At 71.0% G+C, this 23,171-nt stretch carries 20 protein-coding genes; 11 read left to right on the top strand and 9 right to left on the bottom strand.

All coding sequences use genetic code 11. The features are described from left to right. Nucleotides 1-263: 263 nt before the first annotated feature. From Ari01nite_RS36010 to Ari01nite_RS35985, 6 genes are all read left to right on the top strand, one after another. Nucleotides 264-1,853: a fibronectin type III domain-containing protein gene (locus Ari01nite_RS36010; RefSeq protein ID WP_203786733.1), complete on the top strand. Its 1,590-nt coding sequence runs from the start codon at nt 264-266 to the stop codon at nt 1,851-1,853. A 269-nt stretch (nt 1,854-2,122) separates the two neighbouring features. Beyond that, nucleotides 2,123-4,696 (top strand): fibronectin type III domain-containing protein, encoded by a 2,574-nt coding sequence (locus Ari01nite_RS36005; RefSeq protein ID WP_203786732.1) that lies wholly within the window; start codon nt 2,123-2,125, stop codon nt 4,694-4,696. 12 nt (nt 4,697-4,708) lie between these two features. After that, a complete protein-coding gene (locus Ari01nite_RS36000; RefSeq protein ID WP_203786731.1) occupies nt 4,709-5,701 on the top strand; it encodes an AAA family ATPase in 993 nt (330 codons plus the stop codon). A 14-nt stretch (nt 5,702-5,715) separates the two neighbouring features. Further along, nucleotides 5,716-7,101 carry a DUF58 domain-containing protein gene (locus Ari01nite_RS35995; RefSeq protein ID WP_307837809.1) on the top strand — a complete coding sequence of 462 codons (1,386 nt, stop codon included), beginning with the start codon at nt 5,716-5,718 and terminating at the stop codon, nt 7,099-7,101. Between the two features lie 5 nt (nt 7,102-7,106). Next, on the top strand, nt 7,107-9,419 hold the full coding sequence (locus Ari01nite_RS35990; RefSeq protein ID WP_239163301.1) for a transglutaminase TgpA family protein: 2,313 nt from the start codon (nt 7,107-7,109) through the stop codon (nt 9,417-9,419). Between the two features lie 243 nt (nt 9,420-9,662). Further along, on the top strand, nt 9,663-10,226 hold the full coding sequence (locus Ari01nite_RS35985) for a DUF3455 domain-containing protein (RefSeq protein ID WP_203786729.1): 564 nt from the start codon (nt 9,663-9,665) through the stop codon (nt 10,224-10,226). Nucleotides 10,227-10,326: 100 nt separating this feature from the next. On the opposite strand, the gene Ari01nite_RS35980 is transcribed toward Ari01nite_RS35985, so the two are convergent. The 5 genes from Ari01nite_RS35980 to Ari01nite_RS35960 form a co-directional block, all read right to left on the bottom strand. Further along, nucleotides 10,327-10,980: a DUF3159 domain-containing protein gene (locus Ari01nite_RS35980; protein ID WP_203786728.1), complete on the bottom strand. Its 654-nt coding sequence runs from the start codon at nt 10,978-10,980 to the stop codon at nt 10,327-10,329. Between the two features lie 48 nt (nt 10,981-11,028). Further along, nucleotides 11,029-12,519 (bottom strand): GGDEF domain-containing protein, encoded by a 1,491-nt coding sequence (locus Ari01nite_RS35975; RefSeq protein ID WP_203786727.1) that lies wholly within the window; start codon nt 12,517-12,519, stop codon nt 11,029-11,031. 72 nt (nt 12,520-12,591) lie between these two features. Continuing rightward, on the bottom strand, nt 12,592-12,966 hold the full coding sequence (locus Ari01nite_RS35970; RefSeq protein WP_203786726.1) for a response regulator transcription factor: 375 nt from the start codon (nt 12,964-12,966) through the stop codon (nt 12,592-12,594). Between the two features lie 180 nt (nt 12,967-13,146). Next, nucleotides 13,147-14,031 (bottom strand): sensor histidine kinase, encoded by an 885-nt coding sequence (locus Ari01nite_RS35965; RefSeq protein ID WP_203786725.1) that lies wholly within the window; start codon nt 14,029-14,031, stop codon nt 13,147-13,149. A gap of 22 nt (nt 14,032-14,053) precedes the next feature. After that, nucleotides 14,054-14,428, bottom strand: a complete 375-nt coding sequence (locus tag Ari01nite_RS35960; RefSeq protein WP_203786724.1) for a response regulator transcription factor — start codon at nt 14,426-14,428, stop codon at nt 14,054-14,056. A 199-nt stretch (nt 14,429-14,627) separates the two neighbouring features. Here Ari01nite_RS35960 and Ari01nite_RS35955 point away from each other — a divergent pair, with 199 nt between their 5' ends. The 5 genes from Ari01nite_RS35955 (at nt 14,628) to Ari01nite_RS35935 (ending at nt 18,862) form a co-directional block, all read left to right on the top strand. After that, nucleotides 14,628-14,858: a hypothetical protein gene (locus Ari01nite_RS35955; protein WP_203786723.1), complete on the top strand. Its 231-nt coding sequence runs from the start codon at nt 14,628-14,630 to the stop codon at nt 14,856-14,858. A gap of 199 nt (nt 14,859-15,057) precedes the next feature. Beyond that, nucleotides 15,058-16,869, top strand: a complete 1,812-nt coding sequence (locus tag Ari01nite_RS35950) for an anthranilate synthase family protein (RefSeq protein ID WP_203786722.1) — start codon at nt 15,058-15,060, stop codon at nt 16,867-16,869. 160 nt (nt 16,870-17,029) lie between these two features. Next, nucleotides 17,030-17,332: a hypothetical protein gene (locus Ari01nite_RS35945; protein ID WP_203786721.1), complete on the top strand. Its 303-nt coding sequence runs from the start codon at nt 17,030-17,032 to the stop codon at nt 17,330-17,332. Further along, a complete protein-coding gene (locus Ari01nite_RS35940; RefSeq protein WP_239163300.1) occupies nt 17,332-17,664 on the top strand; it encodes a YciI family protein in 333 nt (110 codons plus the stop codon). Before Ari01nite_RS35945 ends, Ari01nite_RS35940 begins: the two co-directional genes overlap by 1 nt. Nucleotides 17,665-17,710: 46 nt before the next feature. After that, on the top strand, nt 17,711-18,862 hold the full coding sequence (locus Ari01nite_RS35935) for an RNA polymerase sigma factor (RefSeq protein WP_203786745.1): 1,152 nt from the start codon (nt 17,711-17,713) through the stop codon (nt 18,860-18,862). Here Ari01nite_RS35935 and Ari01nite_RS35930 read toward each other — a convergent pair whose 3' ends face one another. Genes Ari01nite_RS35930 through Ari01nite_RS35915 form a run of 4 tightly spaced genes read right to left on the bottom strand, consistent with a single transcriptional unit; the run spans nt 18,863 to nt 23,093 of the window. Continuing rightward, nucleotides 18,863-20,044: an ABC transporter ATP-binding protein gene (locus Ari01nite_RS35930; protein WP_203786720.1), complete on the bottom strand. Its 1,182-nt coding sequence runs from the start codon at nt 20,042-20,044 to the stop codon at nt 18,863-18,865. A gap of 12 nt (nt 20,045-20,056) precedes the next feature. Beyond that, nucleotides 20,057-20,872, bottom strand: coding sequence for a carbohydrate ABC transporter permease (locus tag Ari01nite_RS35925; protein ID WP_203786719.1), 816 nt, complete (start codon nt 20,870-20,872; stop codon nt 20,057-20,059). Next, a complete protein-coding gene (locus tag Ari01nite_RS35920; protein WP_275410908.1) occupies nt 20,869-21,810 on the bottom strand; it encodes a carbohydrate ABC transporter permease in 942 nt (313 codons plus the stop codon). Before Ari01nite_RS35920 ends, Ari01nite_RS35925 begins: the two co-directional genes overlap by 4 nt. Further along, the gene (locus Ari01nite_RS35915; protein ID WP_203786718.1) at nt 21,807-23,093 is read right to left on the bottom strand and encodes an ABC transporter substrate-binding protein; all 1,287 of its coding nucleotides are present in this window, start codon (nt 23,091-23,093) and stop codon (nt 21,807-21,809) included. The genes Ari01nite_RS35920 and Ari01nite_RS35915 overlap by 4 nt, the downstream gene beginning before the upstream one ends. Nucleotides 23,094-23,171: the final 78 nt, after the last annotated feature.

Below are 23,171 nucleotides of genomic sequence, written 5' to 3'. Positions count from 1 at the left end.
GGGGGACTTGAACCCCCACGCCCGATAAAGGGCACTAGCACCTCAAGCTAGCGCGTCTGCCATTCCGCCACCCGGACCTGCACTGGCAGCCTACCGACACCACCGCCGATTACCCACCGGGTATCGGCAGCCCGGCGGGCCGCACAGGAGAGAACTGTACACGGCCCCTCCGGGCTAATGCAGGGAGGGTGGGGGTCGGGACAAACCAGCGCATAAGCCCTGGCGACTGGCATCTCAGGGACGTTCCGGGCAGCATGGCGGGCGTGTCGCAGCCGTCCCCTCTTCTGCCGGCCCGGCAGCGCGCGCAAGCTCTCGTCAGTGGTGGCGATCTGGCTGGGGCGCGTGCTGTGTTGGAGCGTGCCGTTGAGCTGGGGAAAGTCAACCTGTCTGAGGATGATCCGGACGTTCTGGTTACGGCGCATCAACTTGGGTCTCTTTTGCAGCAAGCGGACGATCCGATGGCTGCTCGGCGGGTGCTTGAGGAAGCCTACGCAGCAGGGCAGTGGCGCCTGGGGGACGCTGATCCGCTGATGGTGCAGATCTCGCACGATCTGGGGGTGGTGGCCGAGGAGCTGGGCAACCGGCATGAGGCGCGCAAGGCGTTCGGCCGGGTGGCCGAGCACGGGCCGGGAGCGCTGGGTGCCGATCACCCGGGGGTGGCCCGGGCGCGAGCTTATCTCGGGCAGGATCAAAACCTGGGTGCCGTACGCGCGGAGCCCGCGCAACAGATGCCGCCGCCGGGCACGCCGGCCACCTACGGTCCGGGGGCGAACCCTAGTCTCGAGGACATCGCCACCCGGTTCCGCCTCGAACCGGGGCCGGTGCCGCGCCCTGGCAACTTCGTGCCTACCCCGCCGCTCTCGGACGAGCCCACCACCGCGCTCCACTTCGACGCGCCGGAGGGGGCGGGCAACGACGAGACCTCGGCCTTCGAGGTGATCCCGCTGGGCACCCGCGGCGGCCGCGTGCAGCCGCCCACCGACCAGAACCAGCAGGTCTGGACGGCCCCGCCCGGCGAAGCAGCAGCCCCGCAACCTGGACCGGTCGCGCAGCCCGGACCGGTCGACCAGCCCACCACGGTCCACCCGATAGTCGCACCGCGCACCGAGCCCCAATCGCCGGCAAGCCACACCGCACCGCCAGGCGGCTTCCCGGCACCGCCGCAAGCCCAGCCGTCAGGCAGCTACTCAGCACAGCCGTCAGGCAGCTACCCGGCACAGCCGTCAGGCAGCTACCCGGCACAGCCGTCAGGCAACTTCCCGGCACAGCCGTCAGGCAACTTCCCGGCACAGCCGTCAGGCAACTTCCCGGCACAGCGAGCGCAGACCCCCGGCGGCTACCAGCACCCGCCCCTCGGCGCGCCCTACCCGCCCGCTCACGCACCCGGCGGCTACCCCATTTCACCGCCGCCCCAACCGCCCGCTCCCCCGGCGTACGGGAAAAGGGGTGTGGGTCTTTTTGCAGCGATCGCCGCCATCCTCTCTGCCGTCATCGCCGTGGTCGCCCTCGTGTTTGTCCTCGCCAATCGCTCGAACGAGAACGGTAACGATTCGAACGAGCCCACCCTCGGGGGTGATCCGCCCGGAAACGTCCAGCTTCAGGATGAAGGGTCGCGTATTCAGGTCACCTGGACCGACCCCTCCCGCGGCACCGTGTCCTTCATGGTCGCGATGGCTCACCCGGGCGAGCAGCTCAAGCCGGTCGGCACGCTCGGGCCTGGGGAGACGTCCTATGAGATGTCGGCGCTCAACCCCAATCTGGACTACTGCTTCGCGGTGATCGCCGTGTACCGGAACAACCAGTTCGCGACCTCGGAACAGGCCTGTACGGAGCGGCCGTCCACAGGGGGCTGAGGGGCTGTATCGAGGTGGGAGGCGGGCTGCGGCCCCCACCTCGATACAGCCCCTAAATGATCACGCTCGGCTACGGGAGTTATCCACAACCGTGACTTGCCGGGTATCGACGCCGACCCACCTCCCCTATGATGGCCTGCGTCCTTGCGGAGGGGGTCCGTCCTACGGGGAGGAAGACACCAGTGACCAGCGCAGACAGCGCGCATACGGAGGGTGTTACGGCGGTCGCGCCGCGCCGACGGTGGCGGAGCCGGGGTTACCTCGTCACGATGGCGACGGTGGTCAGCCTGGCCGGTGGGCTGGGGCTGACGGTGCTCGGGCTGGGCCAGGCCGATCAGGCGGTGGCCTCGTTCGACGCGGCCTCGTGGGTGTGGAGCCAGACCAAGGGTGAGGTCGCCCGGATCAACGGGGTGACCGCCAAGGTGGACACTCGCGTCGACGTGCCGATCGCCCGTGGTCACGCGGTTCAGGTGAGCCAGACCGACCGGTTCGTGATCATCCGGGACGTGGCGACCGGACGCATCGGACACATGGATCTCAGCTCGCTCAAGCAGTTCTGGATCGACTCGACCAGTCCTGGGCTCGGCGTGCGGGTGGCGCTGCAGGACGACTCCGCGTTCGTGGTCGACACCGTGCAGGGCCAGGTGCAGCAGATCGACCCGCGCACGCTGGGCAAGGTGGGTCCGCCGCTGCGGTTCCCGCCGGGCATCACCGGCGGTGTCTTCGACGGGCAGGGCAAGCTCTGGATCGCGGCCCCCAGCGAGGGCACGGTCACGGCTATCGCCCCCGCGGTCCTGCCGTCCCAAGCTCCGGGTGAGGGTGGCGCCGCCGCGGCGGCTTCGGCTCCGCAGCAGGTCCGCACGGAGGCCGTGGCCCCGGGCGCGCACGACCTCACGCTGTCCACCCTGGAGGACGGCGTGGCGGTCCTCAACCGGACCACGAACGCGCTGAGCACCATCCTCGACGGGCAGGCCGTCCAGCCGCCGGTCACGCTGGACCTCTCCGGGCCGGGCTCGCTGGCGCCGCGCACCGACGGGCAGTCCGTGCCGGTGACGGTGAGCGATGCCCGCAGCGTCACGGTGGTCAACAACAACCAGGTCCGCGCCGAGTTCACGGTGCCCGGCTCGGGCGACGAGTTGCAGCCGGCGGTGGCCTGGCAGGGTTACTTCTACGTGGCCGACGGCGACAACGGCCGGGTGCACGTCTTCGACGCCGCGGGCAAGGCCCGGAAGGACATCGAGTTCTCCCGGCCGGGCGGACGGCTCGAACTGGAGGTCCGCGAGGGCTACCTGTTCATCAACGCGCCGGGCTCCTCGACGGCCCGGGTGGTCGACGGTTCGCACCAGGTGCGCACCGTGGACAAGTACGCCGACGACGTGCTCGGTGGCGACCCGCCGCCGGTGCCGGACACCCCGGCTCCCCCGCCGCCCAAGCCCAGGAAGCCGCCGGTGGCCAAGCCGAGCGCGCCGCGCAACGTCAAGGCCGCGGCCGGCAACGCCGAGGCCCGGGTGACCTGGCAGGCGGCCAACGACAACGGCGCACCGATCACCCGGTACGTGGTCACCGGCGCCGGCAAGACCTTCCAGGTGGGCGCCGACCAGCGCTCGGTCACGGTCACCGGGCTGACCAACGGGGAGACGTACGAGTTCGAGGTGCACGCGGTCAACCGCAAGGGTGACGGCCCGTCCCGCACCAGCAACAGCGTCAAACCCACCTCCGAGGTGCCGGACGCGCCGACCGCGGTGACCGCCGAGGCCAGGCCGGACGGCACCGTGGTGGTCAGCTGGCCGGCGGCGAACGGGCAGGGCCTGGACATCCGCCGGTACACGGTGACGGCGATCTCCGAGGGCGGCAGCGCACCGATCGGCGACTCCGGTGAGACGTCGCTGACCATCGCGGCCGGCCAGCTGGAGTACGGCAAGCAGTACGCGTTCACCGTCGTGTCGATCAACGAGCGGGGCGCGGGTTCCGAGGCGTCTCCGGTCAGCGGCAGCGTGGTCCCGTACAACAAGCCCGGCAAGCCGGAGGGCGTGGACGCGGCGACCGTGGGCGACCGGGCCGGTGCGATCCAGGTGAGCTGGCAGGCGGCTGCCGAGAACGGCCGGGCGATCACCAAGTACGTGGTGGCCGCGGGTGGCCGGTCGACCGACGTGACCGGCATGTCGACGACGCTGACCGGGTTCGGCGCGGGCGAAAACGTGGCGGTCGAGGTGCGCGCGGTCAACGAGGCCGGCGAGGGCGCACCGGGCACGGCCACCGCGCGGACCGTGGCGGCGCCCAAGGTGACGGTCACCGGGGTCACCACGACGTTCAACACGGCGACGGTGGCGTTCAGCGTGGACGCCGGCGGCGCGTCGAACACGACCTGCTCGGTGGCGGCGTCCGGGGCGGGCACGGCGTCGGGCAGTTGCTCGAGCCTGACCGTCAAGAGCCTCAAGCCGAGTACGTCGTACGACTTCACGGTGACGGCCAAGAACGCGGCCGGCACGGTCACCGCCAAGAGCACCAAGACGACCGCGGCCCTGTTCGGCACGGCGACCTGCACCAACGGCGCGGAGGGCGACACCGCCACGTACTGCGACCGGGATGTCAGCGGCCGGAACGGCAACGAGATCTTCGCGGTCACGTCGCAGGACGGCACCCAGGTCGGCTGGGCCAAACCGGGGACTCGCCTGCAGGCGTACTGCAAGAAGCGCGGCACCGAGATCTACGCCTACATCTACAACGACCACAAGCGCAGCACCTGGTGGGTGCAGGTCAACTACGAAGGCAAGAACTACATCCCGTGGGCGTGGCTCAACCTCGACGGCGGGGACGACATCAACGTACTGCCGACCTGCTGAGGAAGCCTGCCCGTGCACACCGAACCGCTGCCGCCGCAGCACATTCAGGGCTTCGCCCAGGTCGCCGCGCAACTCGCCGATCGGATCGGTGCGGTGGTGCTGGGCAAGCCCGAGGTGGTGCGGCTGGCGCTGACCGCGTTGTTCGCCCAGGGGCACGTCCTGCTCGAGGACGTGCCCGGGGTGGGCAAGACGACCCTGGCCCGGGCCTTGGCGGCCTCCGTGCAGGGGCAGTGGCGGCGCATCCAGTTCACGCCCGACCTGCTGCCCTCCGACGTGTCCGGTGTGACGATCTTCAACCAGGCGAGCCGCGGGTTCGAGTTCCACCCGGGCCCGGTGTTCGCCAACATCGTGATCGCCGACGAGATCAACCGCGCCTCGCCCAAGACCCAGTCGGCGCTGCTCGAGGTGATGGAGGAGCGCCGGGTCACGGTGGACGGCGTGCCGCACCCGGTGCCGCAGCCGTTCCTGGTGGTCGCGACGCAAAACCCGGTCGAGATGGACGGCACCTACCGGCTGCCCGAGGCGCAGCTCGACCGGTTCCTGGTGAAGCTGTCGGTCGGCTACCCCAGCGAGGAGGTCGAGATCGAGGTGCTCCGGGGTGCGGCGCTGCGCTCCCCCGACACGCTCGAGCCGGTCACCGACACGGCCACGGTGGGTGAGATGGTGCGGATGGCGATGCGGGTGCACATCGCCGACCCCCTTTACGGGTACGCGGTACGCCTGGCCGCGGCAACGCGGAACCACCCGCAGGTACGGGTCGGCGTCAGCCCCCGTGGTGTGATCGCGCTGACCCGGGCGGCGTGCGCGTTCGCCCTGATCCACGGCCGCGGCTACGTGCTACCGGAAGACCTGAAAACGCTGGTGGCCCCGGTGTTCGCGCACCGGGTGCTGCTCTCGGCCGACGCCCAGCTGCGCGGCGTGACGGCCGACGAGGTGCTCGACGACGCGATCCGCTCGGTGCCGGTGCCGCTGCCCGACGGGCAGCGCGTCACGGCCGGGGCGTGACCGCGGAAGACGGCATGACCGCGGAAGACGGCATGACCGCGGAAGACGGCATGACCGCGGAAGACGGCATGACCGCGGGAGACGGCATGACCGCGGACGACGGCGTGCCGGCGCGGTCCGCCGCTGAGCCGCCGCTGCCGGCCGGCAGCGCTCCGCCGGCCGGCAGCGGCCCAGCGGCCGGCAGCCCGACCGGCCCCGGCTCAAAAGCCGCAGATCGGGCTCACCGCCTAGCGGCCCGCCTCAAATCGTCGAGCTGGCGCGGGCGCGGGGGCATCACCGCTCGCGGCGTCGGTCTCCTCATCGGCGCCGCCGCCCTGCTGCTGACCGGCTTCCGCTACGGCTACCCCGATCTCGCGCTGCTCGGCGCCGCCGGGGTCGTTGCCGTCGTCTGCGGGGCCGCGTTCGCGTTCTGGCGGCCGCGCCTCGGGGTCGACCGGGTGGCCGAGCCCGATCGGGTCGCCCGGGGCGAACCCGCTGCCATGCGGCTCACCATTCGCAACACCAGCCGGCTGCGGGCCGCCACCATGGTCGCCACCGATATCTGTGGCCACACCGTCGTTCCGGTTCCGCTGCTGCGGCTGCGGCCGGGCCGGGACACCACTGTGGACTACCCGGTTCCGACCAGCCGGCGGGGCGTGGTCGCCATCGGGCCGCTGCGGGTCACCCGCGGGGACCCGCTCGGGCTGATCGCGTTGGCTCGCACGTACGGCCAAATCTCCTCGGTCTGGGTGCACCCGCGGATCCATCTGCTCCGAGCCGTGCCCGCCGGAATTTCCCGGAGTCTCGACGGGCGCACCGACAAGGTGCCGCACGGCACCATCACGTTCGACTCGCTGCGGGAGTACGTGGTCGGCGACGAGCTGCGGCGGGTGCACTGGCGCAGCTCGGCCAAGGTGGGCGAGCTGATGGTGCGGGAGCAGCTCGACACGTCCGAACCGACCATTGTGGTGCTGCTCGACGACCGGGCGAGCGCCCATCCGGAGGTTCGGGACGGCACCGCCGAGTCGTTCGAGTCGGCGTGCGAGGCGGCCGCCTCCATCGTGGCCGCGGCCGTGCGCGAGGACCTGCCGGTCAGCCTGCACCTGGTCGCCTCCGTGGCGAGCGGGCCCTACCTGGACGTACTCACCGAGGTCACGCTGCGGCGCGGCGAGCTGGCACCGACGCTGCGGCGGCTGCGGGCCCAACGGCTCGGCGACACGCTGGTGTTTCTCACCGGGCCGGGCGGGCGCCACGAACTCGGGCAGGTCAGCGGGCTGCGCGGGCCCTATCCGGTGGTGATGGCGGGACTGTTCGGCGATCGGGACGGCGCGCCGGTGTCGCACGGCGACGGGCTCATCGTGATCGAGGCGGCCGACGGTGCGGAGTTCGCCAGCGCCTGGGACGGGGTGCGCGGATGGTGAGGTGGGTGCGCGCCGGAATCGTGTCGGCGGCGCTGGCCGGGATGATCGCGCTGACCGGTGCGGCCCTCGGCGGGATCTTCGCCGATGCGCTGCTCGCCCAGTTGGTCGCCGGGGCGGCGCTCGGTTCGGTCGGGCTGAGCCTGGCCGCGCGCCGGCTGCCGAACTGGGTGGTCGCGCCGATGTCCGCGGCCGTCCTGGGCGGGTACACGATCCTGGCCCTGTCGGTGGCCGCCGCCCGCGCCGACCTCGACGCGCCGCTCGCCACGATCGTGCGGGATGCCCTGGTCAACGGCATTCCGCGGCTGCTCACCGCGATGATCCCGGTGGAGCCGACGCCGGACACCGTGGTGGTGCCGGTGGTGGCCGCCTGGCTGGCCGGGCTGGCCGGCGCCGAGGTGGGCGTCCGGGCCGGCAAGGTGCTGCTCGGGCTGCTGCCGCCGGTTGTGCTCTATGCGGGGGCGCTCTATGTGGTGGGCCCGAACGCGGCGACGGCCGGCTGGACCACGCTCGCGTTCGCGGCGCTGGCGGTCGCGGCCATGGCTGCCGACACCCGGCCACGTGACCAGGCCGAACTTCCGGCGGCCGTACGGGGCAGATCCGCGGCCGGTGCCGCCGCCGCGCTCGTCGTGCTGCTCGGACTGGTCGCGGCCGTGGGACCGTGGATCGGCGGACGGGTCTCGGCCACCCCGGTCGACCCGCGCCGCTACGTCGAGCCGCCGCAGGTGGACAGCCTCGACGAGAGCCCGCTGAACCGGATCTCCGGCTGGGCCCTGGAACCGTCGCAGCGGTTGTTCACGGTTGCGGCCACCGGGACGAAGCGAACCCGGCTGCGGCTGGCGGTGCTGCCGGATTACGACGGCATCACCTGGCGGGTCGGTGCCACCTACCGCAATGCCGGCCGGGTCCTGCCGGCCCAGCCGGTGCTGCCGGACACCGAGGTCAGCGAGGTACGCCAACAGATCACCATCGACGGGCTGACCGGCCGCCTGCTCCCGGTCGTGCCGTCGCCCACCGAAGTGAGCGGCGCACGGATCGCCTTCGACAGCGGGACCGGCACGGTGATCCGCGCCGACCAGCTCACCGCCGGTCTCGCGTACTCGGTCACCTCGCAACTCCAGACGCCGGACTTCAACCTGCTGCCCACCGCCGAGTCGCCGTCCGGGCCCGAGGTCGCGCGCTACCTGGCGTTCGGCCCGGACGTGCCGGAGAACATCGAGCGGCTCGCGAACCAACTGGCCGACGGCAACGGCGCCGCCTACGACCGGGCCGCGGCGATCGAGCAGTTCCTGTCCGAGCACTACCGCAAGGTCGCCGACGCGCCGAGCGGTCATGCGTACCCCAATCTGGGTTTCTTCCTGTTCGGCAAGCGCGAGCAGGGCGGCCAGCGCGGGACGTCGGAGCAGTTCGCGGCGTCCTTCGCGCTGCTGGCCCGGCTGACCGGACTGCCGGCCCGGGTGGTGGTGGGATTCGACGCGCCGGCCGCGGGTGGCGAGGTCACCGGCGGGGACGCGCTCGCGTGGCCGGAGGTGCTGTTCGACGGGCTGGGCTGGGTGGCCTTCGACCCGATGCCGAAGAGCAAAAACCCGCGCCCCGTCGAAGAGGACTTCAACCCGAAGCCGACGACGCCGCCCCCGCCGCCGTCCGACGCACCCACCGCCAGTGAGTCGGCGGCGGCGTCGAGCGCGCCCACGGTGCTGGCCGCGGCGCCGGGGTCGGGGCCGCACGGGGCGGTGGTGGCCGGCGGGGCGTCGGGATCGCTGCTGCTGATCCTCGGGGTGGCGGCGGGCATGGTGATCGCGATGCGCCGGTCGCTGCGCCGGCGCCGCCTGTCCACCGGCAGTCCGGACGATCGGATCGCCGGGGCCTGGTCGGAGTTCACGGATACGTTGCGGCTGGCCGGGCGGCCGGTGCCGACACATCTGGCGGCCACCGAGGCGGCGGCTTTCGCGGCGGCACCGCAGCCACCGCGGCGGAGCCTGCTGCGCCGGGCCGTGCCGGAGGCGAATCCCGGCCCTGCCGCACCGAAGGCCCCGGCCGACCTGGCCGGGGTATCCGTTCCGGACAAAACGGACGCTGGCGGCCCTGGGGTAGAGCCTACTGCCGAGGCACCGCTACCCCCGCTCGACGCCCTCGTCGCCGGCATCAACACGGTCGGCTTCGCCCCCGGCTCAGCCAGCCACGGCCAGGCCGAACACGCCAGCCGCCAAGTCGTCGCCTACGCCACCGAACTGCGCGCCCGCCGCCCGTGGTGGCGCCGCGCCTGGTGGAGCGTCCACCCTGGCCCGCTCCGCTGGAGCCGCCGGCAGGACCCGCGCTGATCCCAGGTGTTGCAGGAGCTGGGCCCGGGCCCTCGAAGCTGTCGACCACCTGGATGACGTTTGATCATGGCCTCCCGTTCGTGCCGCCCAGCGTCGCAGCGTCCGTTCACCGAACCTGCACCGAAACGGCATCGCCGGTGCAAGCGCGGATCGTGCGATGACGATGAAGGCTTCCCGCCAGGCTGATCCCCTTACAACCGTTCGAACGGAGTTCACATGGGAAGGTCAGACAGGCGTACGCGGGTGCTGTTGGCCGCCACGGCCGCGGTAATGGGCATCGGCGGGCTGAGTTTCACCCAGACCGCGTCGGCCGAGGAGGTTCCCGCGCCCGCCAAGGCGGACACCGCCGTCGGCACGGAGACCATTGCGGCGCCCTCGGCGCTGCAACCGCCGCCGGGTAACCGCATCCTTGCCACCTACCGGGTGCAGACCGGTGTGCAGGTGTATCGCTGCGACACCGGCGTCTGGACGTTCCAGGAGCCGCGCGCGACGCTCACCGACAGCACCCCGCGGTTCATCCGGCACTACGGGGTGCAGGGCGCCGGCGGCACTGTCGTGCCGTTCTGGGAGGCCGTCGACGGGTCGAAGGTGTCGGGCCGCGTGCTCGCGCAGGCGCCGTCGCCGCGGCCGAACTCGATTCCGCAGCTGTTGCTGGAGGGGCGCGGACAGGGCGGGGGCCAGCTTGGCGCGGTCACCTACATTCAGCGGCTGAACACCGGTGGTGGCGTGGCGCCGCCGATCACCGGCTGCCGGACCGGTCAGCTGGCATCAGTCCCCTATACGGCGGACTACGTGTTCTGGGTGTAGGGCGTAGGCGGGCCTGGCAAAGGTTGGGAACCACGGTGACCGCAATCCAGGCCCGCCGCCCCGTCCGATCCGGATCAGGGCGCCGTGATGCTGCGTCCGCTCAGCCGCGTTCCTCGGCCGGCGCCGGCTCGGTCACCGGATGCCGCAGCCCGGGATGTCCCGCCGGCAGGCTGCGCCGGATCACCCACCAGCTGACCGCCATGCAGGCCGCCACCAGCGGCCAGGTCAGCACCACCCGGGCCACCCCGAGCGCCACCACGAACCCGCCCAGGTACAGCGGCAGGAACACCACCAGCCGGATCACGTACTGGAGGACCCAGACCCAACTGCCGCGCAGGTAGGCCCGGAGCAGCGCCGGATCCCGCCGCCACCGCGCCTTCTGGCCCAGCACGATGCCGACCACCACCCCGAGCAACGGCCAGCGGATCACGATGCTCACCGCCCAGGCCAGCGCGCTGGCGGCGTTGCTCAGCAGTTGCAGCAGGAAGAAGTCTTCGGCCCGGCCGGTGTGCAGCGCGATCAACGCGGCCACGCACACCCCGAGCAGGCCGATCAGCACGGCCCGCGGCTTGTCACCGTTGCGCAGGCGCCAGCCGGAGACGGCCAGCGCGAAGACCACGGCCGCCACCGCGCCGGCCCCGATGGAACGGCCGAAAACCAGCCAGCCCAGAACGAAGCCGAGTGCCGGCAGGGAGGCGTCGAGGGCCGCCCGCCGTCCGTTCAGCAGTTCTGACAGCGACTCCGGCTGCGCCATCCCAACCCCGTCCGTCCCGCGACGCCGGGCTCCACAGGACCGGCGAAGTTAGGATAGCCTAACCGGCGGGGCGGATATCGGCGAGGACGGGATCTCGTCCCGGCCCAGGCGGTGGGTGGCCTTGACCACGTACATCTCGGCGTCGGCCCGGCCGATGAGGGTGTCGCGGTCGAACTCGTAGCCCGGGCCGGCACTGGCCGCGCCGGCCGAGACGCCCACCCGTACGGTCGCACCATCGACCTCGATCGGCAGGGAGAGCAGGTCGCCCACCCGGTCGGCCAGATCCGCCACGCTGCGCCCGCGGCGCAGCACCAGGAACTCGTCGCCACCCAGCCGGCCGACCACATCCTCGCGCTCGACCGCGCCGCAGAGCCGGCTCGCGACCGCCCGCAGCACCGCGTCGCCGGCGCTGTGGCCGAACCGGTCGTTGATCGGCTTGAAGCCGTCCAGGTCGAACAACAGCACGGTGACCTGGTCGAGGTGGCCGGCCCGCAGGTCGTCCAGGGCCCGGTCGATCTCGGCGCCGACGTGCCGTCGGTTGGCCAGGCCGGTCAGCTCGTCGTGGTGGGCGTGGTGGGCCAGGGTCCGCTCGGCCTCGCTGCGCAGCACCGACATCTGTCGCAGGCGCAGCAGCACGAGCGGCACGGCCAGCACCGAACCCACCGCGAGCAGCACGTTGGCCGAGCTGTCGCCGCTGATCGCCTGGACCGCGGCGATCAGCGGGTTGGCGCACAGCGCGACGCCGATCCAGACCAGCGGCGGCTCGCCGCTGACCTCCCGGCCGGGCCGGTCCGGCTTGGTGACCAGCGGCGCGGCCGGGTGGATGGGCGCGGCCGCGATGGTCAGGTACGCGAACATGAGCAGCACCGAGGTGGCGTCGGTGCCTCCGCCCGAAGCCGTGAGGACGCCCGACAGGTGGGCCGCCATGGTGACGAGGCAGCACAGGGCCAGGTAGCCGATCGGGCCGCTGGCGCGCCGGGCGCGGGTGCCGATGCGCGCCAGGCAGCCGACCACCGCGGCCAGCACGGCGATGTCGGCGATCAGCAGCATCTCGCCGAGCGGCGTGGAGAACTCGGTCAGCCGGGGCGCGATCAGCCAGGCCCAGATCGGCCCGGCCGTGCAGACCCCGAACAGGGCCGCGTCGAGCATGCCGCCGGCGTCGTTGGCGCCGTGTTTGCGCAGCACGCCGCCGGCGCCGAAGAGGAACAGCAGGTGCGCCGAGGCGATCGCGAAGTCGGCGACCCGGCCCTCGGCTCGGCCCAGGTGGTGGCCGCTGACCCAGTCCGACCAGTACGCCATGCTCAGCGACAACAGCACCAGCCCGGCCATGGCGATCATCCACGGCCGCCGATGGGTCAGATGACGGGTGCCCAGCGCGATCCCGAACGTCACGATCGGGACCAGCGTGACCAGGGTGAAGATGACGGGCTGGAGGTGCGGTTCGGCGAAAACGTAGGCGACGCTGGCCAGGGTGCCGACCACCACCAGGCCGGCATGCACCAGCCAGGCCGGCGATGTCGGCCGCGGCCACCTACTCATTTTCGGTCCCCTCGTCACAGCTTCGAGATGGCTCATCGGCTGGGACTGGCGCGGCCTGAGCTGTTCGGGCGGTTACCTCGTGACGCCAGCGAGCGCCGCCTGCACGCGTTCGACCAGCGCACGGGGGCTGAACGGCTTCACGATGTAGTCGTCGGCGCCGGCCTGGTACGCCCGCTCGCGATCCTGCGGCCGCGCCCGCGCGGTGAACACGATGATCGGAATATCCGCCGTCCGCGGCCCCGCCCGCAGTTCCCGGCAGACCTCGATCCCGTCGACGCGCGGCATCCGGATATCCACCAGCGCCAGATCCGGCGGCACCTGCCGGGCCACCTCGAGCGCCGCGAACCCGTCCCCGGTCTCGATCACGTCAAACCCGGCCTGCCGCAGCTTGAGCGCAACCATGTGCAGAATGTCCGGTTCATCCTCGGCCAGCAGGATCCGCGCCACCCTCAGACGTTATCCGTTCGCGGCGGCCTCCCGAGAGCAGAGCAGTAACTCAAAGTAGTTGTCCTCAACACATGGGGTGACGGCCCGATAGAGGCCTCCGTGATCAGGGGAGCATGGCGTTCGCGGAGCCGCCGGACGTGGCCGCGGCGCACCTGCCAGGCGCGGAGATCGGGGCCGGCGTCAGCTCGGCAGGCGCACGGTGACCGTGGTGCCGACGTTCTCGATCGAGTCGACCTTGATGGTGCCGCCGTGGTTGTCCACGATCTTGCGGACGATGGCCAGGCCAAGGCCGGTGCCGGGCACCGCCTGACGGATCGCGTTGGTGGCCCGGAAGAACCGGACGAAAAGCGCCTGCTGCTCGTCGGCCGGAATGCCCATCCCGGTGTCCGACACGCTCACCACGGTGTGCCCGTCGTGGCGGTCGGCGCGGATCGTGACCGTGCCCTCGGCGGGGGTGAACTTGATCGCGTTGCCCAGCAGGTTGGCCAGCACCCGGTCGAGTTGCACGCCGTCGCCCCGGAGCGGCAGCGGACCCCGCACGTCGCAGTGCAGGCCGACTGCTCCCTTGGCCGCCAGCGGGCCGATCGCGGTGACCGCCCGCTCGATCACGTCGGCCAGGTCGAGTTCGACCAGCTCACTGCGATAGGTGCCGGTCTCGATCCGGGACAGCGTGAGGATGTCCTCGATCAGCTCCCGCAGGCGCCTGGTGTTACGCGAGATCACCTCGAGCATCCGCTCCTGCGCGTCGCTCAACTCGCCCGGCTCGGCGTCGCGCAGCAGTTCGAGGTAGCCGGAAATGCTGGTCAGCGGGGTACGCAGCTCGTGCGACACGGTCGACATGAAGTCCGTCTTGGCCGCCTCCAGAGCCCGCAGCCGGCCCAGCAGCAGCTCCTCGCGCCGGCGCAGTTGACCCGCCTCGGCGACCGCCCGCATCTCCGCCGTGCGGGATCGCCCGGGCAGCCCGGTCAGCCGCCGGATCAGCCCGCCGGCGGCCGCCATGCCGAAGCCCGCGGCCAGCCCGGCCAGGAAGGCCGTGCTCCGGTACGCGGTGCCTGCGCGTCGCATCCGCCGTGCCGCCGTGCCGGTCCTAGGCCCGGGTCCGGCTGAGCAGGGCCTGGATCCGGGTCACCAACTCGCGCGGACTGAACGGCTTGGTCACGTAGTCGTCGGCACCCGCGCTGAACCCGCCCTCCACGTCCTGCTCCTGCACCCGGGCGGTCAACATGATGATCAGCATCCCGGCCGTGGCCGGGTCGGAGCGCAACATCCGGCACACGTCGATGCCGGACATCCGGGGCATCGACACATCCAGCACGGCCAGCGTGGGGTTACGGCTGCGCGCCTGTTCCAGGGCAGTCTCACCGTCCTCGACCGCGATCACCTCGAAGCCGGCCTGTTCCAGCTTGAACGCCACCAGGTCGCGGATGTCGGCGTCGTCGTCGGCGACCAAGACCACGGTCACGGCAAGCCCCCTTGGTTGGATGGCCCAGCTTTCGCTACTAATCGGCACCATATCCCGTTATTTCGTGGTGTGGCGGGCGCTCGGACGAATGGGAGCGGACCCCGCAACCCAGCTGCAACCGTGCGGCATCGGGATTGCATCCGAAGCCCGATGTCCTGGTTTGCACCAGGCCCACAGGATCTACCGGCAGGAGGATGCGATGATCGCGAAGCTCGACGACGCCCGCACGGACGCGTTGTTCGCCTCACACGTTCAGCGGTCCGAGCAACCGACTGCCGAACTGATCCGCGCCGCGGTGAGCGACACGGTCAGCAGGCTCGGCCCGGCCCGCTGCGCCGAGGTGGTGGCCCAGGAGTTCGGCGAGCACCCGGACACCGCCCTGGGCCGCATGCTGTGGGCCCGCAACGCCATCCGGTCGGCTTTCGCCTGACCCATCTGGCGCGTCCGGCGCACCGAGCCGTAAGCTCTGCGCCATGAACGCGCGCTTGAGCATGTGGTGGCCCGCCAGACTGGCGGCCACACCCACCCGCGCGTAACCAACCACCGCGGCCGCCTCCACCGAGGCGGCCGTTTCGCATGGCCCCACCTCGGCAGGGCGACCGCACCACCTGCGGAAGAGGAAACAGCCCATGCAACCCTTCGCTTTACTGCACAGGGACGGCGCCGACCACGTCGAGGTGCTGACCGGCGACGTCGTCACGGTCGCCACGCTCGCCGACATCCCGCTGGAGAGAGACCGGCCCACCCTCGCGGTGGTGCCCTACCGGCAGATCGCCGAACGGGGTTTCGACTGTTTCGACGACGGGGCGCCGCTCGAATGTCTGCGCGTGTCCGCCGTACGCCATCAGCCTTTGGAAGATTTTCCGGCCGGGCCGCTGCGTGTCGGCGCCGGCGGATTCGACCTGTCCGACGACGAGTACGGCGCCATCGTCGAGCGGGTCCTGCGTGACGAGATCGGCCACGGCGAGGGCGCCAACTTCGTGATCCACCGCGTCTTCACCGCGACCGTGGACGGCGACCCGGTGGACGCCGCTCGCGCCGCCTTCGGCCGGTTGCTGGCCCACGAGCAGGGCACGTACTGGACCTTCCTGGTGCACACCGGCACCCGCACCCTGGTCGGCGCCACCCCCGAGCGGCACGTCAGCGTCGCCGACGGGATCACCATGATGAACCCGATCAGCGGCACCTTCCGGCACGGCTCGGGCGACCTGCTCGACTTCCTCGCCGACCCCAAGGAGGTCGAGGAGTTGTACATGGTGCTGGACGAGGAACTGAAGATGATGGCGACGGTGGCCGAGCACGGCGGTCAGGTGGCGGGACCCTACCTGAAGCAGATGGCCCACCTCACCCACACCGAGTACCTGCTGGCCGGCCGCGGTTCGCTGGACGTGCGCGAGGTGCTGCGCGAGACCATGTTCGCCCCCACGGTCACCGGCAGCCCCATCGAGAACGCCTGCCGGGTGATCGCCCGGCACGAGCGCCGGGGCCGCGGCTACTACGCCGGCGTGCTGGCCCTGCTCGACCACGACGACCAGGGCCGGCAGACGCTGGACGCGCCGATCCTGATCCGCACCGCCGAGATCTCACCGGACGGCACGTTGCGGGTCCCGGTCGGCGCCACGCTGGTGCGGCATTCGACGGCCGCCGGCGAGGTGGCCGAGACACACACGAAGGCGGCCGGGATCCTGGCCGCGCTGGGTGCCACCGGTCCCGCTCCGTTGCCGGTACGCCCGGAGGCCGAGACCCCGCAGGTCCGGGCCGCTCTCGCGGCCCGCAACAACGACCTGGCCCGCTTCTGGCTCGACTCCCGGGCGCCCGGCGCACTGACCGTGCCCGCGCTGGACGGCCGGACCGTCACGATCGTCGACGGCGAGGACACGTTCACCGCAATGCTGGCGCACCAGCTCAAGGCCCTCGGCCTGGCGGTCACCGTGCTGCCCTGGCCGGACGCCCCCGCACTGCCCGACGCCGACCTGGTCGTGGCCGGCCCCGGCCCCGGCGACCCCGGCGACCTGACCAGCCCCAAGATGCGCACCCTGCACGCCCTGGTCGACGGACTGCTCGCGGCCCGGCGCCCGCTGTTCGCGGTGTGCCTCGGCCACCAGATCCTCGCCGACCGGCTCGGCCTGCCGCTGGACCGCCGCGAGGCGCCGTATCAGGGCCTGGCCCGCGACGTCGACCTGTTCGGCACGGTCCGGCGGGTCGGCTTCTACTCCAGCTTCGCCGCGCTGGCCGAGGCGGACACCTTCGTTTCGCCGTACGGGCACGTCGAGGTGGCCCGCGACCCGGCCGACGGGGCCGTGCACGCGCTGCGCGGACCGGGCTTCGCGGGCGTCCAGTTCCACCCCGAATCCGTGCTCAGCCGCGACGGCGTGGCGGTGCTCGCCGAACTTCTCCCGCCGCTGCTGTCTGATGTGGTTATCCCGGCCACGAACGGGTAGCAGATGGGTTGCCGGTGGTTCAAGGGGATCGAGAGCCTCCGCTTGGGCCACCGGCCCTACCGGATTTTTTCCGCGATGTTGTCGATTTCGCGGCGGCGCCGTTTGTCGGCTTGAGGAGAGCGGCCGAACCGACGGCCGCACCCATCGCGAGGAGCCCGACATGTCCGGAGAGTTCGAGGTCCGCTGGACCGGCACCCTGCCCGGTACGCCGCCGGAAATCTGGGACGCGTTCACCCGGCACACCGCCGGCTGGCTGTGGCCGATCCGCTACGAGCCGCGCGAGGGCGGGGTCGATGGCGTCGTGGACTACACCGCCGAGCCGTTCCTGGGCGTGCGCACCGCGGACGCGCTGTACCGTTTCTTCGGTCGCGACGCCTGGGGCTGGCCGGTCGGGATGAGCGTCCACCAGTTCGGCGGCGACGTCGACCCGTCGTGGACCGCCTGGCTGGAAGGGGTGCGGTGATGCCGCAGTACGCCGTAATGATCTTCGAGCGGGAAGGCGTCGAGATGCCGCCCGAGGTCCTCGAGGCGCACGGGAGTCTGGACGCGCGGATCGCCGAGCGGGGCGGCCGGGTCGTGGCCGGGATGGCGCTCCAGCCGAGTTCCACGGCCACCGCGATCCGCGGCGACCTGATCACCGACGGCCCGTTCATCGAGACCAAGGAGGCCATCGCCGGCGTCTTCGTGATCGAGGCGCGCGACCTCGACCACGCGCTGGCCCTGGCCCGGATGACCCCGATCGTCAGCGGCGGCGTCGAGGTGCGCCCGCTGATCGGGTTCGACATTGTGGAGTGACGCCGGCGCGGCGGTGGCGGCCGCGCACCGCGCCGAATGGGCGCACGTGCTGGCCGCCACCGTGCGGGTGGCGCGCGACCTCGACCTCGCCGAGGAGGCGGTGCAGGACGCCTACGTGCAGGCCCTGGGCACCTGGGATGAGCAGGGCGTACCCGACAAACCCGGCGCCTGGCTGACCACCGCGGCCCGCCGCAACGTCCTCAACGCCCTGCAGCGGCAGCGCACCCTGGCGGCCAAGCTCCCGCTGCTGGTGGTGGAGGAGCCGGACACCTCGGCGACCGACGACCGGCTGCGCCTGGTGTTCACCTGCTGCCACCCGGCGCTCGCGGTCGAGGCCCAGGTGGCGCTCACCCTCCGGTTGCTCTGCGGTCTGACCACGCCCGAGGTGGCGAGCGCGCTGCTGGTCACCGAGTCCACCATGGCCGCCCGGATCACCAGGGCGAAGAAGAAAATCGCCATAGCCCGGATCCCGTACGCCGTACCGGAGCCCGATCAACTGCCGGCGCGCGTCGGTGCGGTGCTCACCGTGATCCACCTGCTCTATTCCGCCGGGCACACCGCCCACGCCGGCCACGACCTGCAACGCGCCGATCTCGGCGACCGGGCGCTCGACCTGGCCCGGATGCTGCGCGTCCTGCTGCCCCGCGAGCCGGAGGTGGCCGGCCTGCTCGCGCTACTGCTGATCCACCACGCCCGCCGCGCCGGCCGCACCGACGCCGCGGGCCGCCTGCTGCGGCTCGAGGACCAGGACCGCACCGCCTGGGACCGGACCGCGATCGCCGAGGCCGACCGCCTGATCACCGCGTCGCTGACCGCCGCCGCACCGGGCCGGTTCACCCTCCAGGCCGCGATCGCGGCCCTGCACGCCCAGGCCCCGGCTTACGCCGAGACGGACTGGCCGCAGATCCGTCTCCTCTACGACCAACTCCTGACGATCTGGCCGTCCCCGGTGGTGGCCCTCAACCGCGCCGTGGCGGTGTCCATGGCGGAGGGTCCGGCCGCCGCGCTCGCGCTGGTCGAAGACCTGGAACGCGACGGCCGGCTGGCCGGTTACCACTACCTGCCGGCCACCAAGGCCGACCTGCTGCGCCGCCTCGGCCGGCACAACGAGGCCGCGGCAGCCTACGCCGCGGCCCTCGCCGGCACCGAGAACGCCGCCGAGCGGGAGTTCCTCGCCGCCCGCATCGACGATTTGTGATCAGCTCTCGGACAGCGTGATGTTGCGGCCGTTGCCCGGGTCGAACAGGTGGATCTTGTCGAGGTTCATCCAGATCCTGGCGTCCGCGCCGTTGCGTACCCGGGACTCGGCGGACAGCCGGGTGACCAGGCTGTCCTGCGGCGGCAGGTCGGCGCCGCCGGCGTCCTTGGCCAGGTCCTCCAGGTCCGCGGACGCCGCGTGTTCGCCCTCCACCGTGAAGTAGACGTACTTGTCCGAACCCATCGACTCGACCAGGTCGACCGGCAGCGTGAACTCGTACCCCTTGGCCCGATGGGTGTCCTCCACCAGGTTGGCGTCCTCGAAATGCTCCGGCCGGATGCCGAGGATGAGCTGGCCGGGCGCGTCGGCGTCGGCCAGCGCCCGCTTGACCCGGTCGCTCAGGGGCAGATCACCCAGCGGGGTACGCAGCAACGAGTCCTCGACCGCGGCCGGCACGAAGTTCATCGCCGGCGAACCGATGAAGCCCGCCACGAACAGGTTGCGCGGGTGGTCGTACAACGTCTGCGGATCACCCACCTGCTGGATGTAGCCACCCCGCATGACCACCACCCGGTCGCCCAGGGTCATCGCCTCGGTCTGGTCGTGGGTGACGTAGACCGTGGTGGTGCCCAGTTGCTTCTGCAGACGGGACACCTGGGTGCGCATCTGCACCCGCAGCTTGGCGTCCAGGTTGGACAATGGCTCGTCCATCAGGAACGCCTTGGGGTTGCGCACGATCGCCCGGCCCATCGCCACCCGCTGGCGCTGACCGCCGGACAGGTTGGCCGGCTTGCGGTCCAGGTAGTCGGTGAGCTCCAGGACCTTCGCGGCCTCCTGCACCTTGCGCTCGACCTCGTCCTTGGGCCGCTTCGCCAGCCGCAGGGGGAACGCCATGTTCTCCCGCACGGTCATGTTGGGGTAGAGCGCGTACGACTGGAACACCATCGCGATGTCGCGGTCCTTGGGCGCCTTGTCGTTGACCCGCTCGCCGGCGATCCGCAGCTCGCCCGAGGTGATGTCCTCGAGCCCGGCGATCATGTTGAGCGTGGTGGACTTCCCGCAGCCGGACGGGCCGACCAGGATGATGAACTCGCCGTCGGCGATCTCCAGATCCACCTCGTGCACGGCCGTGGTGCCGTCCGGGTATTTCTTCGAAACCTTGTCGAGAACGATGTCAGCCACTGAATCACCCACCTAACCCTTCACGGCGCCGGACGTGAGGCCCGCGACGATGCGCTTCTGGAAGAACAGCACGAACAGGATGATCGGCACCGTGATCACCACGGCGGCCGCGGAGATCGCGCCGGTGGGGTCCTCGAACTGCGAGGCACCGGTGAAGAACGACAGCGCCACCGGGACCGTGCGGGACTGCTCGGTCGAGGTCAGCGAGATGGCGAACAGGAAGTCGTTCCAGCAGAAGATGAACACCAGGATGGCCGTGGTGAAGACGCCGGGCGCGGCCAGCGGGGCGATCACCTTGCGGAACGCCTCGCCCTGGGTGGCACCGTCCATCTTGGCGGCCTTCTCCAGGTCCCACGGGATCTGCTTGAAGAACGCCGACAGCGTGTAGATGGCCAGCGGCAGCGCGAACGTGATGTACGGCAGGATCAGGCCCGGCCAGGTGTCGAACAGCCCGAGCTGACGCTCGATGTTGAACAGCGGGGAGACCAGCGAGACCTGCGGGAACATCGCGATCAGCAGGGACACCCCGACCAGCAACTGCTTGCCCGGGAAGTCCAGCCGGCTGATCGCGTACGCGGCCATGGTGCCCAGCACCACGGCGATCGCGGTCGAGATCAGCGCGATGCCGATCGAGTTGATCAAAGCCCGGACGAACTGGTCGGTCTGGAAGATCAGCTGGTAATTGTCCAGCGTCCATTCCTTCGGGATGAAATTCCCGTCGGTGAGGGTGGGCGTGGTCTTGAACGACAGCGAGACGATCCACAGCACCGGGATCAGCGCGAAGATCACCACGATCGCGTCGAGGAAACCCCACTTGAGCTTTGTCATCGCCGGCTCTCCTCGCTGCTGCCCGGGGCCGCCGTGCCGAACAGCTTCACGAAGACGAACGCGATGATCGCCACGGTCAGGAAGATCAGCACGGACATCGTGGAGCCGATGCCGAGGTTGAGCCCCTTCATCAGGTTGTTGTAGGCGATCATCGAGACCGACGACGTCTCGTTGGCGCCGGCGGTCAGCACGTAGATGTTGTCGAAGACCCGGAACGCGTCGAGCGTGCGGAACAGCACCGCCACCAGGATGGCCGGCTTCATCACCGGCAGCATCACCTTGAGGAACCGCTGCCAGCCGCTGGCGCCGTCCATCGAGGCCGCCTTGAGCAGGTCGTCCGGCACCAGCGCCAGCCCGGCCATCAGCAGCAGGGCCATGAACGGCGTGGTCTTCCAGATCTCGGCCAGGATGATGATCGCGAGTGCGCTGGCCCGTTCGGTGAGCGGGGCGCCGTCCGGGGTCACCAGGTTCGCGAGATAGCCGGTGCCGGGCGTCCAGGCGTACCGCCAACTGAATGCCGCGACCACGGTGACGATCCCGTACGGGATCAGCGCGGAGGTCCGCACCAGCCCCCGGCCCACCAGGGTCCGGTGCATGATCAGCGCGAGCCCCATGCCCAGGACGAGTTCCACCGCCACCGATACGACGGTGATCAGCATGGTGACGCCGAACGCGGTCCACCAGTACTGGTTGCCGAGCACCGTGACGTAGTTGGCCAGCCCCACGAACTCGCGCTGGTCGGGGAACTTGAGGTCGTAGCGCTGCAGCGACAGCCAGAACGAGTAGATGATCGGGTACGCGGTGACCGCGACCATCACGATCGCCGCGGGGGCGCAGAGCAGCCAGCCGAGCCGGCGCTCCTGCCGCTTGCCCTCGCTGATCGCGGCCTTCTTCTTCGGCGCCGCGACCGGCGTCCGGGGCTTCTCGAGAACGCTCACGGCAGCACCCCCTTCGAGTCGATGGCCTGCTGGATCGACGTCTTCAGCGTTTCCGCGGTCTGCGCCGGCTGGATCGACGAGGGCGGCGAGAGCTCAGCGGCCACCACCGTCGAGAGGTTCTGGTACGCGGGGGTGCGCGGCCGCGGTGCCGAGGTCTTCAGCTCCTCCAGCAGCACCTCTTTCATCGGGTACGCCTCGGTCATCTCCGGATCGGCGTAGACCGCCTCGATCGAGGGCGCCTGCCCCGCGTTCAGGGCCAGGAATTTCTGACTTTCCGGTCCGCGCAGGCAACGGATCGCCTCGAACGCCTGCTGCGGATGGCGGCTGTAGGCGCTGACCGCCATGTTGGAGCCGCCGATCGTGGTGACGCTCGGCGTGCTCGCGTCGATGCCCGGGTAGCGCGCCCACGCGACGTTCTTGGCCAGGTCGGGCGCGTCCTTCTGCATGGACGCCCAGACATACGGCCAGTTCAGCTGGAACGCACCGCCGCCGCCCTGGAACGCGAGCCGCACGTCGTCCTCGATCGCGTTCGGGAACGACGGGCTGGTCACGCCCGCGGTGGCGAAGTTCTTCATGACCTCGAGCGCCTTGACCGTGCCGGCGTCCATCACCGCGGTCTTGCCGCTGTCGTCGACCACGTGCCCGCCGGCGCTGGCCACCAGGCTGTTGAACAGCACAACCAGGCCCTCGTACTGGGCACCCATGGTGAGCACCTGGTAGGGCTGGCCCTGCGCCTTGAGCTGCTGGGACATCTGGATCATCTCGTCCCAGGTCTTCGGCGGCGTGGGCACCAGGTCCTTGCGGTACCAGAGCAGCTGCACGTTGGTGTTGTTCGGCGCCGCGTACAGCTTCCCCTCGTATTCCGCGGACGCGAGCGGCCCCTCCAGCGTGCCGTTCTCGACGTCGGCCTTGTCCTGCCCGGTGAACTCCCGGATCCAGTCCGCGCTGGCGAACTCCTGGGTCCAGGTGACGTCCATGCCGAGGATGTCCATGCTGTCGTCCTCGGCGGCGAGCCGGCGGACCATCTGAACCCGCTGGTCGTCCGCGGTGCGCGGCAGGACCTGATAGGCGATCCGGTACTTGCCGGCCGCCTCCTGGTTGCACCGGTCGACCACGCCCTGCATGTTCTCGACCGGGAATTGATAGAGATTGAGGACGGGTACGCCGCCCTCGTCGTCGGATCCGCAGGCCGCAAGCGGTGCGACCAGGGCAAGCGCGGCTCCCGCCGCGAGTGCCCGGGCACGCAGGGTGCGTCGTTGCGGATGTCGGTCGGCGTTCGCCATAGGCCCTCCATCCGGCAGCTCACCGCCGAAGTGACAGCGATCACTTCGACGATCAGTGCATGCCTGCCCCGGAGTGCG

Origin of the sequence: Paractinoplanes rishiriensis, assembly GCF_016862375.1 — a bacterium.
In the GTDB taxonomy this organism is placed as follows: Bacteria; Actinomycetota; Actinomycetes; order Mycobacteriales; family Micromonosporaceae; genus Actinoplanes; species Actinoplanes rishiriensis.
This window is presented reverse-complemented; position numbering and strand designations above follow the sequence as displayed.

Coding starts and splice junctions, on each gene's coding strand:
- Ari01nite_RS35975 (WP_203786727.1), bottom strand. CDS start 12,519: ATGAGTAGGTGGCCGCGGCCGACATCGCCGGCCTGGCTGGTGCATGCC.
- Ari01nite_RS35955 (WP_203786723.1), top strand. CDS start 14,628: ATGATCGCGAAGCTCGACGACGCCCGCACGGACGCGTTGTTCGCCTCA.
- Ari01nite_RS35995 (WP_307837809.1), top strand. CDS start 5,716: ATGACCGCGGAAGACGGCATGACCGCGGAAGACGGCATGACCGCGGAA.
- Ari01nite_RS36005 (WP_203786732.1), top strand. CDS start 2,123: ATGGCGACGGTGGTCAGCCTGGCCGGTGGGCTGGGGCTGACGGTGCTC.
- Ari01nite_RS35925 (WP_203786719.1), bottom strand. CDS start 20,872: ATGACAAAGCTCAAGTGGGGTTTCCTCGACGCGATCGTGGTGATCTTC.
- Ari01nite_RS35940 (WP_239163300.1), top strand. CDS start 17,332: ATGCCGCAGTACGCCGTAATGATCTTCGAGCGGGAAGGCGTCGAGATG.
- Ari01nite_RS35980 (WP_203786728.1), bottom strand. CDS start 10,980: ATGGCGCAGCCGGAGTCGCTGTCAGAACTGCTGAACGGACGGCGGGCG.
- Ari01nite_RS35965 (WP_203786725.1), bottom strand. CDS start 14,031: ATGCGACGCGCAGGCACCGCGTACCGGAGCACGGCCTTCCTGGCCGGG.
- Ari01nite_RS35915 (WP_203786718.1), bottom strand. CDS start 23,093: ATGGCGAACGCCGACCGACATCCGCAACGACGCACCCTGCGTGCCCGG.
- Ari01nite_RS35950 (WP_203786722.1), top strand. CDS start 15,058: ATGCAACCCTTCGCTTTACTGCACAGGGACGGCGCCGACCACGTCGAG.
- Ari01nite_RS35945 (WP_203786721.1), top strand. CDS start 17,030: ATGTCCGGAGAGTTCGAGGTCCGCTGGACCGGCACCCTGCCCGGTACG.